The 14,454-nt window shown below is 75.3% G+C and carries 14 protein-coding genes and 1 riboswitch; of the genes, 4 read left to right on the forward strand and 10 right to left on the reverse strand.

Features of this window, described 5'->3' with window-relative positions; genetic code table 11:
• Positions 1 to 9: 9 nt before the first annotated feature.
• The 5 genes from ABT006_RS14770 to ABT006_RS14790 form a co-directional block, all read right to left on the reverse strand.
• Positions 10 to 753: an alpha/beta fold hydrolase gene (locus tag ABT006_RS14770; RefSeq protein WP_350706525.1), complete on the reverse strand. Its 744-nt coding sequence runs from the start codon at positions 751 to 753 to the stop codon at positions 10 to 12.
• Positions 754 to 861: 108 nt separating this feature from the next.
• A complete protein-coding gene (locus tag ABT006_RS14775; protein WP_350706526.1) occupies positions 862 to 1,707 on the reverse strand; it encodes a C39 family peptidase in 846 nt (281 codons plus the stop codon).
• 220 nt (positions 1,708 to 1,927) lie between these two features.
• Positions 1,928 to 2,069, reverse strand: a riboswitch (cyclic di-AMP (ydaO/yuaA leader).
• 288 nt (positions 2,070 to 2,357) lie between these two features.
• The gene (locus ABT006_RS14780; RefSeq protein WP_350706528.1) at positions 2,358 to 3,116 is read right to left on the reverse strand and encodes a hypothetical protein; all 759 of its coding nucleotides are present in this window, start codon (positions 3,114 to 3,116) and stop codon (positions 2,358 to 2,360) included.
• A 217-nt stretch (positions 3,117 to 3,333) separates the two neighbouring features.
• Positions 3,334 to 3,738, reverse strand: a complete 405-nt coding sequence (locus ABT006_RS14785; RefSeq protein WP_350706530.1) for a hypothetical protein — start codon at positions 3,736 to 3,738, stop codon at positions 3,334 to 3,336.
• Positions 3,739 to 3,916: 178 nt separating this feature from the next.
• A complete protein-coding gene (locus ABT006_RS14790) occupies positions 3,917 to 5,185 on the reverse strand; it encodes an acyltransferase family protein (protein ID WP_350706532.1) in 1,269 nt (422 codons plus the stop codon).
• Between the two features lie 261 nt (positions 5,186 to 5,446).
• Here ABT006_RS14790 and ABT006_RS14795 point away from each other — a divergent pair, with 261 nt between their 5' ends.
• The 4 genes from ABT006_RS14795 to pseI all read left to right on the forward strand — a co-directional run bounded on the left by ABT006_RS14795 (position 5,447) and on the right by pseI (position 9,619).
• On the forward strand, positions 5,447 to 6,772 hold the full coding sequence (locus tag ABT006_RS14795) for a polysaccharide pyruvyl transferase family protein (RefSeq protein ID WP_350706534.1): 1,326 nt from the start codon (positions 5,447 to 5,449) through the stop codon (positions 6,770 to 6,772).
• A gap of 89 nt (positions 6,773 to 6,861) precedes the next feature.
• Positions 6,862 to 8,025, forward strand: a complete 1,164-nt coding sequence (locus ABT006_RS14800) for a glycosyltransferase family 2 protein (RefSeq protein WP_350706536.1) — start codon at positions 6,862 to 6,864, stop codon at positions 8,023 to 8,025.
• A 41-nt stretch (positions 8,026 to 8,066) separates the two neighbouring features.
• Positions 8,067 to 8,570 carry a GNAT family N-acetyltransferase gene (locus ABT006_RS14805; RefSeq protein WP_350706693.1) on the forward strand — a complete coding sequence of 168 codons (504 nt, stop codon included), beginning with the start codon at positions 8,067 to 8,069 and terminating at the stop codon, positions 8,568 to 8,570.
• Positions 8,567 to 9,619, forward strand: coding sequence for a pseudaminic acid synthase (pseI, locus tag ABT006_RS14810; protein WP_350706537.1), 1,053 nt, complete (start codon positions 8,567 to 8,569; stop codon positions 9,617 to 9,619). Before ABT006_RS14805 ends, pseI begins: the two co-directional genes overlap by 4 nt.
• 121 nt (positions 9,620 to 9,740) lie before the next feature.
• Here the strand turns inward: pseI and ABT006_RS14815 are convergent, their stop codons facing one another.
• The 5 genes from ABT006_RS14815 to ABT006_RS14835 are packed head-to-tail and all read right to left on the reverse strand — an operon-like array spanning position 9,741 to position 14,436.
• Positions 9,741 to 10,964: an acyl-CoA reductase gene (locus ABT006_RS14815; RefSeq protein WP_350706539.1), complete on the reverse strand. Its 1,224-nt coding sequence runs from the start codon at positions 10,962 to 10,964 to the stop codon at positions 9,741 to 9,743.
• A complete protein-coding gene (locus ABT006_RS14820) occupies positions 10,961 to 12,013 on the reverse strand; it encodes a LuxE/PaaK family acyltransferase (RefSeq protein ID WP_350706541.1) in 1,053 nt (350 codons plus the stop codon). The genes ABT006_RS14815 and ABT006_RS14820 overlap by 4 nt, the downstream gene beginning before the upstream one ends.
• A complete protein-coding gene (locus tag ABT006_RS14825) occupies positions 12,007 to 13,416 on the reverse strand; it encodes an AMP-binding protein (RefSeq protein WP_350706695.1) in 1,410 nt (469 codons plus the stop codon). The genes ABT006_RS14820 and ABT006_RS14825 overlap by 7 nt, the downstream gene beginning before the upstream one ends.
• A gap of 5 nt (positions 13,417 to 13,421) precedes the next feature.
• Positions 13,422 to 14,213, reverse strand: a complete 792-nt coding sequence (locus ABT006_RS14830; RefSeq protein ID WP_502890954.1) for an SDR family NAD(P)-dependent oxidoreductase — start codon at positions 14,211 to 14,213, stop codon at positions 13,422 to 13,424.
• On the reverse strand, positions 14,194 to 14,436 hold the full coding sequence (locus tag ABT006_RS14835) for an acyl carrier protein (protein ID WP_350706543.1): 243 nt from the start codon (positions 14,434 to 14,436) through the stop codon (positions 14,194 to 14,196). The genes ABT006_RS14830 and ABT006_RS14835 overlap by 20 nt, the downstream gene beginning before the upstream one ends.
• Positions 14,437 to 14,454: the final 18 nt, after the last annotated feature.

The raw sequence follows: 14,454 nt of genomic DNA on the forward strand, positions 1-14,454 counted from the left end.
CCTCGCGGGTCAGCGGTACGGGTCGACCAGCTCCAGGACGGCCTCGGGGGCCTCGACGTGGGCGTTGTGGCCCAGGCCGGGCAGGGTGGCGACCGGCACGCCCAGCTCCTTGAGCTGGGCGTCGGTGACCATCGGGTCGTGCTCGCCGCGGGCCAGCAGCACCGGCACGTCCGTCGCCGCCAGCAGGGTCGGCAGGTCCGGCTCCCCCACCCCGAACGCGGCGGGGTCCATCGCCAGCCGCCAGCGGCCGTCGACCTGCCGCAGCCCGGCCTCGACCACGGGGTGGTCCGGCGCGAGGAGCCCGGTCAGGCCGGCCACCCGCAGGTACCGGCGGGCCGCCTCGTCCCGGCTGGCGAACCAGGTCACCGGTCGGGCGGCCAACTCCCCGGCCTTCGCCAGCTCGGCCGGGGACCAGACGGCCTTGATGCCGAGCCCGACCACGGCGTCGACCGGCAGCCCGGCGCGGCGGGCGGCCAGCGCCAGCCCGACCACGCCGCCGAGGGAGTGCCCCAGCACGACGAGCCGGTCCCCCGCCGCGAGCCCCGCGGCGATCCGGTCGGCCAGCCCGGCGAACGAGTACGCCGGCAGCGGCGGCGACCAGCCGTGGCCGGCGAGGTCCGGCGCCAGCCACCGCCCCGCCCACCGGCGCTCCAGCAGCGGCGCCCAGGGCAGCCACACGTCCCCGGTCGCGCCCATGCCGTGCAGCAGCAGCAGGACGCGCCGGCCGTCCCGGTCACCCGATTCATCGACCATAGGCCGCAGTGTGCCACCCGCCGTACGCCCCGGCGAGGGCCGTGACCCGGAGACGACATCGGGCGCCGGCTCCCGGGGTGGGGAGCCGACGCCCGACGGGTGTCTTTCTCAGGCGGAGTAGCCGCGGGTGGCGGCCCAGTTCGCCAGGGCGATGGTGGACATCCAGTACGACGCGGTCGCCGGGTTCGCCGAGTCGGCGATCTTCACCAGCCGGCCCTCGTCCTGGTAGCCCACGACGGCGATGTAGTGGCCGCCGGGGAACGAGTGCCAGCCGCCGTCGGTGTCCGTGGCGCTGCCGGCGACGTTCACCACGACGCCCCGCCCGTCCGTGATGGCGGCGACGACGTCGGCCTGGAGCTGGTCCATCTGCGCCGGGGTCGCGGCACCGCCCGGGATCATCCGGGTCCGGTACGGGTCACCCTTCACCGTCGCGTTCAGCACCCGGGTGGTGTCCTCGGCCGAGTCGGTGCCCATCTCGTCGGTGCCCAGCTGGGCACCGAGGGCGTCCTGGCTGCGCGCGATGCCGGCGGCGCTGAGGGCGTGCCGGACGGCGGCCGGACCGCAGTTGTAGAAGGTGGTCTGGGCCTGGTAGTCGTAGTCCAGGGACTTCGCCTTCGGCGGCTTCGGCGGCTCCGGCTTGCGGGTCAGGTCCGGGTTCGGGGCGGCGCTGGTGGCGCTGGCCGACGGAGCGGCGCTGGACGCGGCCGGGGCGCCGGTCGACGGGGCCGCCGCGACGCGGGCGTCGCCGCGCGAGGCGACGGTGCCGTCCCGCAGCTCGCTCACGGCCACCGGGGCCTGTGCGGCGGCGGGTGCCTCGTCGGTGCCGGCCAGCAGCGCGCCGGTGCCCGACGCGAGCACGAGCGCCGCGGCCGACGCGGCGGCCACCTGGTACGGACGCTCGGACGTGAGGCGACGGAGCTGTCGCTTGAGGTGGTGCTTCACGGTTTCCTCCACGGGCTCGGGGGGTGAGCGGCCGCCGGTCCGCGCAGGGGGGACCGACCGCGCGGACGGCGTCCGGCGGTGGTGGACCACTCAGGGGATGCGCCCGGGATGCCGGGCGACGGGCGGTGACCGGTGGGTCAGCTCGCGGCGTGCGGTCGGGCGAGCGCGGGCACCGCGGCGCCGTGGAGGCGCCGGAACGACCGAGGGGCGGGTGGGTGCTGCACGGGGATGGAACTCCTTCCGACGCCGCCGACCGGGTTAGCTGACGGATTCGGGCGGGAAGAACGCCCTACCGTGGGCCGTGGCCCGCGGATTCACCCCGATGTTGCACTGGGTCCCCGGCTCGCCTGTTCACGATTAGGCGGGTCGGCGCGGCGTCGCCTCTTGCGATCGGGTACCGCACCGGACGGGCCGACACTACTGGTCGGCCCGCACCCTGCCAACCCGCTCCCACCTGCTTAAACCTTGATCGAGGGACTTTTTTTGCGGTCAGTTCGGCACTGACGTGACTCAATGGGACGACCGTTTCCCGACGCACCTTGCGTCGACAACCGGACGAGCGACGGACATCGGCGCGGAATCGTCGGCGGGAATCGGCCGGGCCGCGCCGGATGACCGGTTCGGCACCGCTATGACCGGCGTCACGAAATTGCCCCGGCGGTTCAGCCCACCCGCGCGGGCCGCCAGCGCGCGGCGAGCGCGGGCCGACGCCCGGCGGACACCGGCCGGGCCGCCGGGAGCCGGCCCGGCCGGAGCCGGACCGCCGCCGCGTACGCCTCCCCGGCCAGCGCCCGCGCCGCCTCGGCGGCCAGGTCGGCGTCCCGCCACGCCAACCGTTCCCGCTCGGCGGCGGCCCGGTGGTCGGCCCGCCTCGCGGCGCGTACCGCCCGGGCCAGCGCGATCTCCTGCTCGACCGGGTGTCGGCGGGGATCCCAGCCGGCCCGGCGGCCGAACACCTCGCGGAGTTGGCGGGTGGAGAGGTCGCCGCGCCAGTGGGCCGCCACCGCCGCCTGGTGCAGCCAGCGCTCGCGGGCGGCGTACTCGGCGGGGGTGCGCGGGGTGCGCGGGGCGGGCAGGGCGGCGGCCCCGGTGAAGCGGCGGGCGGCGGTCTCCGCCTCGTCGTACGCCCGCCAGGCCCGGCCGGCCTCCTCCTGCGCGGCGAGCCAGTCGGCCCGCCGCCGCCGGGCGGTGCGGGCGGCCCGGCCCGCCGCGACGGCCACCTCCTCGGCGTAGCGGCGCAGGTCGGCCGCCTCCGCCTCGGGGTCGACCGCGGGCGGGGCGACCGGCTCGCCGTCGGGACGGACCCGCTCGGGGCGGGCGACCAGCACGGCGAGCACGGTCAGGGCCAGCAGGAGCAGGGCGGACCAGATGGCGACGGCCCGCGGCACCTCGATCAGGAACTGGTAGACGACGGTCTCCATGGTCGGCACCTCACGGGGAGCGAGTGCGGCAGCGGGGCGCACCCGGCGCCCGGATGGCGGGGCGCGGCGGTGCCACGTCCCGCCGCCGGGACGGGTGCGGGTGGTGGAGGGCGGATGACGGGCGCCTTTGCCAACGCCTGCGACAGCGGAAGGTGCCCTTCCTACGCCGTTGCGGCGGGTGCGGTCGCGGGGCGCGTGCCCCGCGGGGCGGTGCGGATCACACGTGCGGCGGGCCCCGGGGGCCGACCGTCCCCGGGGTGTGCCCGGCCGGCGCGGGGACCGGGCCGACGGTGACGGCCCCGGCGGCTGCGCCCGGGTCGGCCGGAGCGGCGGGGTGGCCGGGGCCGGTGGCGGCCCGGTCGGCGGCGACGACGCGGTGGTCGGCGACGACCACGGGCGGGTCGGCGGGTGCCAGCGTGACGGGGAGCGCCGGGGCCGGGGGCGCCCAGGTGTGAGCCGGGGGCGCCCAGGTGTCGGTCGACGGCACTCCGGCCTGGGCCGAGACGGCGGGAAGGGCCCCGGCGCCGACGGCGAACGCGACCGCGACGGCGAGGCCGGTCAGCAGCCGCGCGGCCCACCGCGCCACCCACCACAGGGGACAGGTGAGCGCGACGGCAAGCACGCGACCACGCTACCGCCGATGCCGCCGGTCCGCATCGCCGCCGGGCGTGTCCCGGGTGCGGCGGTCTCGGCGGCCCTCCGGCCCGGTGCTCGGCGCGTCCGGCCGTCCACCCCGGACCAGGGTGGACGGGTGGTCCGGCCGCCCAGGTGGTCGACCTGGGCCGATGGACGCGGGCGTCCTACGCCCGGGGGCGCGGCCGGCCGGCGGTCGCAGGGGACTCGACGTACGCCGGTCGGTGGTCCGCCTCCGGCTCGGCGTGCCGGGGGCGCGGCACGACGCGCCCCCGCGCCCCCGGCACGGCCGGCGGTCGCTGCCGCGCGTCGGCCACACCCTCGACCGGCGGCGTCGGCCGGGCCGGGCGGCGCGGGCCGAGCAGCCGCATCATCGGCGTCTCGACGAAGCGGTGCAACGCTCCGGCGAGGGCCAGGTTGACCAGCAGGAAACCGAGCACCGCGGCCAGCCCCCACCAGCCGCGGTACCCGACGCCCCAGTCGCCGGTGAGCCGGAGCACGGTCACCATCACCAGCACGTGCACCAGGTAGAAGGCGAAGGAGACCTCGCCGAGCCATACCATCGGCCGGGACCGCCACGGCGACCGCCGCCCGCGCACGTCCGCGTCCGCCGCCGCGGTGATGACCAGGATGTACGCCACCGAGAGCAACGCCGCCCACAGCTCGGCGCGTACCCACTGCGCGGCGACCACCCAGGTGGCCACGAAGACCAGGCTCGCCACCGGCAGGCCCGGCCCCCGCCACCGGCCGCGCCGCATCAGCTCGGCGGCGGCCACGCCCATCCAGAACTCCAGGGACCGGACGGGCGGGAAGATCTGGGTGAACCACCAACGGCTCTCCTCGGGCACCAGGGCCTGGGCCGGCCAGAGCGCCAGGATCAGCAGCGGCACCGCGACGACCACGGTCCACAGTGCCCACGGCCGGGCCCGGCGGAGCAGCGGCAGCGCCAGCGGCAGGCAGAGGTAGAAGAAGAACTCGCAGGACAGCGACCAACTGACCGTGTTGATGCTGTAGAACGCGCCCGGCCGGGGGTCCCACGCCTGGAGCAGGAAGAGGTTCTCCACCGCGACGACGCGGTCCACCGGGTCGGCGAACCAGGCCGCGACCAGCAGGGCGAGCGCCCACAGCGCCACGTGGCTGGGCCAGATCTTGGCGATCCGGCGACGCCAGAACGCCCGGCGGGAGTCCGTCGGCCGGGCCGACCAGACCAGCACGAAACCGCTGAGGATGAAGAAGAACTGCACGCCGGAGAGGCCCAGGGTGAAGACCCAGTTCACCACTGCCCGGTGGTCAGGCTCGGCGATGATTCCCATCGTGCCGGCGTGGAAGCCGAAGACGAGCAGGGCCGCCACCCAGCGCAGCCCGGTCAGCGAGGGCAGCCGACCGGCCGGGGGCGCGGGCCGGGCCTCCGGCGCGACGGTCGCGGCCCCCGTCATGCCGGTGGCCCGGCGGTCCGCAGGGTCACCAGCACGTACGTCTCCTCCTCGGCCGTCGGCGGGCGGCGCAGGACGGCCCGCGGCGGCCTCCGGTCGGCGCCGCCGCCGGGCACCCTACCCGCCGCCCCGGATGTCCCCCGGCGTCCCCGTCCACCGCGTGACGGTTCCGTCCCTCCGCGTGGCGGAGTGACGCGCGTCTGTGCCGGGGCCGGCCGGTGGCCTAATATTCCGTGACCCGGAGGTGACGAGAGGCGGGGACGGATGCACCAGCGGATCCTGATGCGGGCGAAGAAGGGCCCGTTCGACGTCTACTCCCCCGAGGAGGCCTTCGAGGGGAACTGGATCGGCGAGAACAACGGCAACCTCGTCTTCAGCCACGCCGCGCACAAGCTGCTGCAGACCAGCACCACCGAGATCACCCCGACCGAGTTCAAGGTCAACCCGCGCGACGCCGACATGATCAACGAGCGGTACGACGTCTACGTCATCCCGCTCGCCAACGCCTTCCGGCGCAGCTACGCCCACCGCATCGAACTCATGACGAAGCTCGTCGAGCGGCTGAAGATCCCCGTGGTGGTGCTCGGGGTGGGCGTGCAGACCGACGTCAAGGGCGACCGGGAGTACCTGCGCCCGATCGACGACGCCGTCACCCGCTTCGTCCGGGCCGTGCTCGACCGCTCGCACAGCATCGGCGTACGGGGTGAGATCACCGAGGGCTACCTGCGCACGCTGGGCTTCTCCGCCGTCGACGTGATCGGCTGCCCGTCGATGTTCCTGCACGGCGACAGCCTGCGGGTGGAGAAGCGGAAGGCGGCGCTGGCGCCCGACGACCGGCTCGCGCTCACCGTCTCGCCGTACGTGAAGTCGATGGCGAAGATCATCGCCCGGCACCACGAGCGGTACCCGAACCTGCGCTACCTGCCGCAGGACCTCAAGACGCTCGGCACCCTGCTCTACGGCGACGCCCCCGACGACCGGGGCAAGTCCAGCGCGATCCCGATCCACACCTCGCACCCGCTGTTCACCGAGGACAAGGTGCGGATGTTCGTCGACCCCTGGACCTGGATGGACTACCTCTCCGGGTTCGAGTTCGCCTTCGGCACCCGGATCCACGGCACCATCACCGCGCTGGTCGCCGGCACGCCCGGCTACCTCTTCGCGCACGACTCGCGCACCCTGGAGCTGGCCCGGTACTTCGACATCCCGCACCGGGTGATGAAGGAGGTGCCGGCCGACGTCGACGCCGCCCAGCTCTACGACGAGGCGGACTACACGGCGCTCAACGACGGCCACAAGGCACGCTACGAGACCATGCTCGCCTTCCTCGCCAAGCACGACCTGGGCAATGCCTTCGCCGACGGCGACAGCGCCGCCCGGTTCGACGCGCGGGTGCGGGCCACCACGTTCCCGCCGGCCGTGCGGCCGGCCAGCGCGACCGCGCCGGACGTGCTGCTGGAGCGGATCCAGTGGCTGCGGGACCGCAACGCGGAGCTGCACCAGGACGCGGAGACGCTGCGGGAGCAGCGCCTGCGCACCCGGGTCAAGCGGGTGGTGGGCGGCCCGGTGAGGCGCATCCTGAACCGTTAACCCCGTGCTGGGCGGCTGTTCAGGGACTCCACCTTCGCCGGCAACGTGAGGTTCCGGGGCCGTCCATCCGCGCGGTCGATGGTGTCGGCGTGGTCATTGAGCCGACGCAAGCACCGCTGCTGAGCATCGTCGTGCCCGTGTACGGCGTCGAGCCGTACCTGTACCAGTGCCTCGAGTCGATCCGCGCCGACATCCCGGCCGGCGAGGCGGGCGCGGTGGAGCTGATCGCGGTGGACGACGCCTCCCCGGACCGCTGCGGGGAGATGCTGCGGTCGTACGCGGCCGGGCGGGTCGACATCCGTACCGTCCACCTGACCGACAACGTCGGCCTCGGGCTGGCCCGCAACGCCGGTCTCGACGTGGCCACCGGCGCGTACGTCTGGTTCGTCGACAGCGACGACTGGCTGCCGCCGGGCACGATCCCGGTGGTGCTGGACCGGTTGCGCCGGGACCGGCCCGACGTGCTGATGCTGGACCACCTGCGGGTGCACGAGGGCGGCCGGCGGGAGGTCGACGCGAGCAGCCACCTGCTGCGCGGGGTGCCGGGCGTGGTCCGCCTCGCCGACCGGCCGCAACTGCTGAGGGTGCAGCACACCGCCTGGAACAAGGTGGTCCGCCGCGGGTTCATGGCCGAGCTGGAGCTGCGCTTCTTCCCCGGCTGGTACGAGGACATCCCGTTCAGCCACCCGCTGCTGATCGGCGCGGAGCGGATCTCCGTGCTGGACCGGGTCTGCTACCTCTACCGGCAGGGCCGGCTCGGCGCGATCACCTCCACCCGCAGCCGCCGGCACTTCGACGCCTTCGACCAGTACGAGCGGCTCTTCGACTGGCTGGACCGGCACGCCCCGGACGACCGGCTGCGGGCCGAGCTGTTCACCCTGATGATCAGCCACTACCTGGTGGTGGCGGGCAACGACGGCCGGCTGCACCCGCGGCTGCGCCGCGCGTTCTTCCGCCGGGTCGCCGAGCACTACCGCCGCTACCTGCCCGACGCGGGCTACTCCCGCCCCGCCGGCGTCGCGGGGCTCAAGCACCGCCTGGTCGGGCGGAACAGCTACCTCGCGTACGCGGCGCTGCGCCGGGCCCACCGGGCGGCGGGCCGGGTGCGGGGCCGGCCCGTCCCGCCGGCCCTCCCCTCGCCCGAGGCCGGCCAGGCGGGGCAGGCCACGGAGGCCGGGCAGGCCACGGAGACCGGGCGACCCGCGACCGGGACGGCGGCGGACCAGACCACCGCGATGGCGAGCCGCCGATGACCGGGCTTCCGACGACCGGGCTTCCGACGACCGAGCCTCCGGTGGCCGGGCCGCTGCGGCCGGCAGACAACGGCGACCTGCACCGGATGCTTCTCTGGCGCAACCACCCGCAGGTGCGGGCGGTGAGCCTGACCAGCCACGAGATCGGCCTGGTCGAGCACACCGCCTGGTGGGCGAGGGTCCGGGTCGACCCGGACCGGCGGGTGCTGGTGCACCTGCACGACGAGGTGCCGTCCGGCATCGTCACGTTCTCCGGGGTGACCTCACCGGAGCGGGCCCTCACCTGGGGCTTCTACCTCGACATCGACGGCCTGGACGCCCGGGGGCAGTTGCTGCCGGCGTGGCTGTCGCTGGAGCGGGCCGCCATCGCGTACGCCTTCGACACCCTCGGGGCGGAGACGCTGGGCGGCGAGACGCTGGCCGCCAACAAGCCGGTGCTGGCCCTGCACCGGCGCTTCGGATTTCGCGAGGTCCGGCGCTACGAGCGGGACATCGACGGCACGCCGCACCAGGTGGTGTGGACGGAGAAGAGCAGAGGAAGATGACGGCGACAGTCAAGATCGGCCCGCACGAGGCCGGCCCCGGCGAGCGGCCCCTCGTGGTCGCGGAGATGTCCGGCAACCACAACGGCAGCCTGGACCGGGCGCTCGCCATCGTCGACGCGGTGGCGGCCAGCGGGGCGCACGCGCTCAAGCTCCAGACGTACCGGCCGGACACCATCACCATCGACGTGGACGCCCCCGCGTTCCGCCTCTCCGACGGGCACGACCTGTGGGGCGGCGAGCGCCTCTGGCAGCTCTTCGAGCGCGCCCACACCCCGTACGAGTGGCACGCGCCGATCTTCGAGCGGGCCCGCCGGCACGGTCTGACGGTGTTCTCCTCGCCCTTCGACGCGACGGCGGTGGAGCTGCTGGAGGAGCTGGACGCGCCCGCGTACAAGATCGCGTCGTCGGAGCTGGTGGACGTGCCGCTGATCCGGCTCGTCGCGGCCACCGGCAAACCGCTGGTCATCTCCACCGGGATGGCCACCGTCGGCGAGATCGACGCGGCCGTCCGCGCAGCCCGGGAGGGCGGCGCCGGCGGCATCGTGCTGCTCGCCTGCACGGCGTCCTACCCGGCGCCGCCGCAGGACAGCAACCTGCGCCGGCTGCCCGTGCTGGCCGACACGTTCGGCCTGCCGGTGGGCCTGTCCGACCACACGCCGGGCATCGGCGTCCCGGTCGCCTCGGTGGCGTTCGGTGCCTGCCTGATCGAGAAGCACGTGACGCTGCGCCGCGCCGACGGGGGCGTCGACTCGGACTTCTCGCTGGAGCCGGCGGAGCTGACCGCCCTCACCGTCGAGTCGGAACGGGCGTGGGCGGCGCTGGGCGGCACCGCGATCGGGCCCACCCCGACCGAGCGGGAGGGGCTGCGGTTCCGCCGGTCCCTCTGGGTGGTCGAGGACGTCCGGGCCGGCGACCCGGTCACCGCGGCGGTCGTGCGCTCCATCCGGCCGGCCGGCGGGCTCCCCCCGGCCGACCTCGACCGGGTCCTCGGCCGCGCCTTCACCCGCGACGTGCCGAAGGGGACGCCGCTGAGCTGGGACCTCGTCTGAGGCCACCCGCACCGCGAAGGGGGCCCGGTCCGCACGGACCGGGCCCCCTCCTCGTGCGACCGCCCGGACGGGCGCCGGCTTCCTCGTGCGACCGCCCGGGCGGGGCGCCGGGGGTACGGGATCAGTCGGCGACCGTGACCAGCCGGACGAACTCGCGGAGCAGGTCGTGGCCGTCCCAGACCGGCGCGAAGGTCAGCGCCGCGCCGAACGGCACGATCCGGTCGATGCCCCGGCCGCCGAGCCGCCGGGCGAAGTCGACCAGCTCGGACCGGGTGAACCCGAAGTGGGTCAGCGTCTGGTCCCGCCGGCGCACGAACGGCGCCAGCTCCGCCAGTTCTCCCAGGGTGACGAAGCCGAACGTCCCCGCGCCGAGCCACTCCCGGGGCGCCGCCGCCGGCCCGTCCAGCTCCAGGGTGGCGACGAGGTTGTCGTGGAACACCATCCGGGCCACTCCCCCGTCGGCGGCCAGCCCGTACGCGCCGACCCGCTTCTCGACGGCCATCGCCGCGTCCACGTCCCAGCCCCGCTCCCGTACGGCCACGCCGAGCAGCGCCACGAACTCGGCCCGGACGGCGTCGGCGCGGCGGGCGTCGCCGACCAGGAAGACCGCCCGGGGCGACGCGCAGGCCGCCTGGTCGAACCAGTAGGCGTCGTTGGCGAACCGCGCCACGGCGTCCCGCCGGGCGGCGAGCGGGGTGGCCTCCCAGCCGGCCACCGACAGCACCGCGAACGACGAGCGGTCGGGGAAGGTGAGGTCCCGCGCCGCGGGGGCCAGCGGGTGCCGGCGCACGGCGGTCACCGCCCGGTCGCCGCCCCAGATGACCCGGACGTCGCAGCCGGCGCTGAGCCGGCCGGTCACCGCGTCGTCGTGGCCGTACGTGACCATGCGCTGCGTGCGGCCCACGACCGGGTCGGCGGCGTCGAGGCTGTCGTTGAGCACGTCCAGGATCGCGTCGGCCGCCGCCGCCGAGCGGGGCGACACCCGGACGACGTTGGTGTTGCCGGCCAGCGCGGACAGCGCCCAGGAGTAGACGAAGATGGTGTCCACGTTGGCGGGCGGGATGTGGAACACCACGCCGCGGGGGAAGGCGAGCACGCCGTCGTCGAGCCCGGCGTGCAGCCGCTCCACGCCGCGCAGCAACTCCCGGCGGCGCAGGAAGAACCCGAGCGAGCCCAGCTCCGGATGGCGGCGGGCCAGCGCCGGGGCCAGCAGCCGCCGGGAGACCGAGGTCAGGAAGCCCACGATCCGCTCGTCGCCGACGGTCAGCGGCGGGTCGGCGGCCGGGGGCAGGAGGTCGTCCACCGGCACCTCCGGCCCGGCGGGGAACCTCATCCGTACCGTCATGCCTGACCTCCGACGTAGGTGTCGCTGCAACCCCGGGCCTCGGCGCGCGGCAGCCGGCCCAGCACGCTGAACCGCTTGCCCGGCCAGTGCCCGTCGTCGACGCCGTGCACCACCCCGAGGTCCTCGGTGAGCAGCACGTTGCCCGGGTAGGAGGTGGGCAGGGTGCTGAGCACCTCGATCACGCCGGGCGTGCCGATCGGCGCCTCCCGCCAGGTGACCGGGTCGCGGACGATGACGTCGGCGAAGTCCGGGCAGTAGAGGGAGCCGCCGTCGGGCCCCTCCAGGAAGACCGTGCCGATCTGCTCGACCATCCCGTAGAAGTTGTGGATCCGCTCCAGGCCGGTGTCCGCGCCGAGCCGGCGGCGGAACTCGGCGTTGTCCACCGCCTGGTCGGCGAGCTTCTTCCAGCCGCCGGAGTGCACCAGGATCCCGTTCGACAGGTCGAGTCCGTGGTCGCGGGCCACCTCGTAGAGGTAGCGCCAGACCATGAAGGTGAAGCCGAAGACCAGGAACGGCGCGTCCCCGTGCCGGGCCAGGAAGTCCTTGAGCGCCGCGGCGTCCGGCCGGTCGTCGGCGTCGAGCAGCCACAGGTGGTCGCGGCCGAAGTTGACCATGCCGAGCGCCCCGGCGCCGCGCGCCGAGTAGGAGCGCCGGTCGCCGACCACGCCGGCCCGGTCCACCACCACCATCGGCAGCCGGCGCGGGCCGAGCACGGCGCCCAGCGTGCGGGCCAGCATCCGGGACTGGGTGGCCGCCGCCTCCCGGTCCAGGTGGATCCGGCTGACCTCGCCGGTGGTGCCGCTGGAGGTGAGCACCCGGATCACCTCGTCGTCCGGCACGCTGGCCAGCTTGCGGGTCTTGAACAGCCGCACCGGCAGCCAGGGCAGGTCGGCCAGCGTCTCGACGTCGCCGTCCGCGCCGCCCAGGGCGTCCAGGATCCGCGCGTACGGCGGGCAGTGGCGCCGGTGGTGGGCCAGGAGCCCGACCAGTTCGTCGCGGAGCCGGTGTTCCTTCTCGGGCTGGGTGAGCGTGAACACGTCGGTCAGCACTGTGCCTCCAGCGCGCGGTAGTCGGGCTTGCCCGTCGGGGTCAGTGGGAGGGCGTCCACGCCACGCACCTGGACGCCGGACGAGTGGGTGCCCAGCGCCTCCGCCACCTCGGCGCGGATCCGGGCGAGCCGGTCGGCGTCGGCGCCCTCGGCCACCACCACCAGCCGGTCCGCGCCCGCGATCGCGGCGACCGGACCGTGGTGGCCGAGGGACCGTTCCACGTCGTCGAGGTTGACCCGGACCCCGAACACCTTGGCGATCCGCTTGATCCGGCCGGTGACGTGCAGGAACCCGTCGGCGTCGAGCCGGCCCAGGTCGCCGGTGGCGAGCACGCCGCCCAGCTCGTCGGGGCGGGCCAGGTCGGCCGCCGTCTCGGCGTAGCCCATCATCACGTTGGGTCCCCGGTAGACGATCTCGCCGGTCCGGTCGGGTGCGGTCGTCTCCGTGCCGTCGTCGGCGCGGACCGACAGCGCCCCGCCGGGCACCGGCAGCCCCACCGAGCCGAGCTTCTCCGGTAGCCGGTCGGGCGGCAGCACCGTCATCCGGGCGGTCGCCTCGGTCTGCCCGTACATGACGAAGAGGCGGCCGGCCACCTCGGCCACCCGGCCGTGGAAGTCCGCCACCAGCTCGGGGTGCAGCCGGCCGCCGGCCTGGGTGAGCGTCCGCAGCCGTTCGTGCCGGGCGGGCGCGAAGCGCAGCCGGCGCAGCATCTCGTACTGGTAGGGCACGGCGGCCAGGGAGGTGACCCGGTGCCGGTCGACGGCGGTCCAGAACTCGCGGGAGGTGAGGCCGGAGCGCTCCAGCAGCACGGTGGCGCCGGCGTGCAGGTGGCTGGTGAGCACCGACAGCCCGTACGTGTAGTGCAGCGGCAGGGTGGTGGGGGCCACCTCGTCGCCGTCGATGCCGAGCGCGGTGGCGATGGCCGCCGCGTTGGCCCGCACCGCCGCGCCGGAGAGCCGCACGAGCTTCGGGTTGCCGGTCGAGCCGGAGGTGGTCAGCAGCAGTGCCAGGTCGGGGTGGGGCGCGGGTCCGGCGGGCCCGGTGCGCCGCCAGGCCGGGCCGAGGCCGACCGGGCCCGCCTCGTAGCCGTCGACCGGCTCCGGGCCGGTGAGCAGCACGGCGGGGCGGAACCGGTCGACCAGCTCGCGCAGCGCGCCCGGCGCGATCTGCGGGTCGAGCAGCGCGACCGCGCGGCCGGCCTGCCAGGCCGCGAGGATCCGCAGCACCGCGTCGATCTCGGCGGGGGCGGCGGCGAACACCACGCCCGGTGGTTCCCGGTCGAGCAGCGCGGCGAGGTCGGCGACCCGGGCGGCGAGTTCGGCGCCCCCGACCTGCCGGCCGGTCGCCGCGTCCACCAGCCGGGCGTCGGGGTGCGGCAGACCGGCCGCGTCGGGGTGCGGCAGGCCGGTCACAGGGTCAGCCCGCCGTCCACGCCGAGCACCTGGCCGGTGACGAAGGCGGCGGCCGGGGAGAGCAGGAACGCGACCACCTCGGCCACCTCCTCCGGCTCGCCGAGCCGGCGCAACGGCGTGGCGTCCACGCGGGCCCGACGGCCCGGCTCGTCGAGGTCGGCCAGCAGGTCGGTACGGATGAAGCCCGGCGCGACCGCGTTCACCCGGATCCCGGCCGGACCGAGTTCCTTCGCGGCGGCCCGGGTGAGCCCCTCGACGGCGGCCTTGCTGGCCGCGTAGACGGCCTGGCCGGCCGCTCCGGCCGAGCCGACCAGCGAGGCGGTGAGCACCACCGCCGGCCGGTCGCCCCGGCGCAACAGGCGCGACCCCTGTTGCAGCGTGTGCGCGGCACCGGCCGCGTTGACCGCGAACAGCCGGGTCACCGTCTCGTCCGGCACCGAGCCCAGCAGCCCCGCCTCGTGCACCCCGGCGTTGACGACCAGCGCGTCCAGCCCCCGCCACCGGGCGAATACGGTGCGCATCGCCGCCCGGATCTGGTCGGGCTCCGCCACGTCGCCGTGCACCGCGAGGTGCGGTCCGCCGGGCAGTTCGGCGGCCACCTCGTCGGCGGAGCCGGGCAGCCGGCCGTGCACCGCGACCGCGCAGCCCTGCGCGGCTAGCCGCCGGGCGACGGCGCGGCCGATCCCCCGGGTCGACCCGGTGACCAGGACCCGGCGGGCGGGCGCGTCCCGGCCGGTGCCCGGTCCGGACGCGGCGGCCGTGCCGGTGTCAGTCGGTGAGGACGACACCGTGCTTCTCCAGGATCTGCCGCGCGCGGTCGAAGGAACTGAGGTCGATCACTTCGTCGGTGTCCAGCATGACGCCGAACTCGTCCTCGATGGCGGCCACCAACGACATGTGCGCGAGCGAATCCCACTTCTCGATTCCGCGATATTCGAGATTGTCCACAACGGCGTCGTCGGAAAGCTCCAACGCCGCGCGGAAGACGACCCTCAGTCGCTGAAGTTCCACCGCGATTTCCTCCGTAAC

The sequence above is a fragment of the Micromonospora sp. NPDC002717 genome (assembly GCF_040295705.1).
Taxonomy (GTDB): domain Bacteria; phylum Actinomycetota; class Actinomycetes; order Mycobacteriales; family Micromonosporaceae; genus Micromonospora.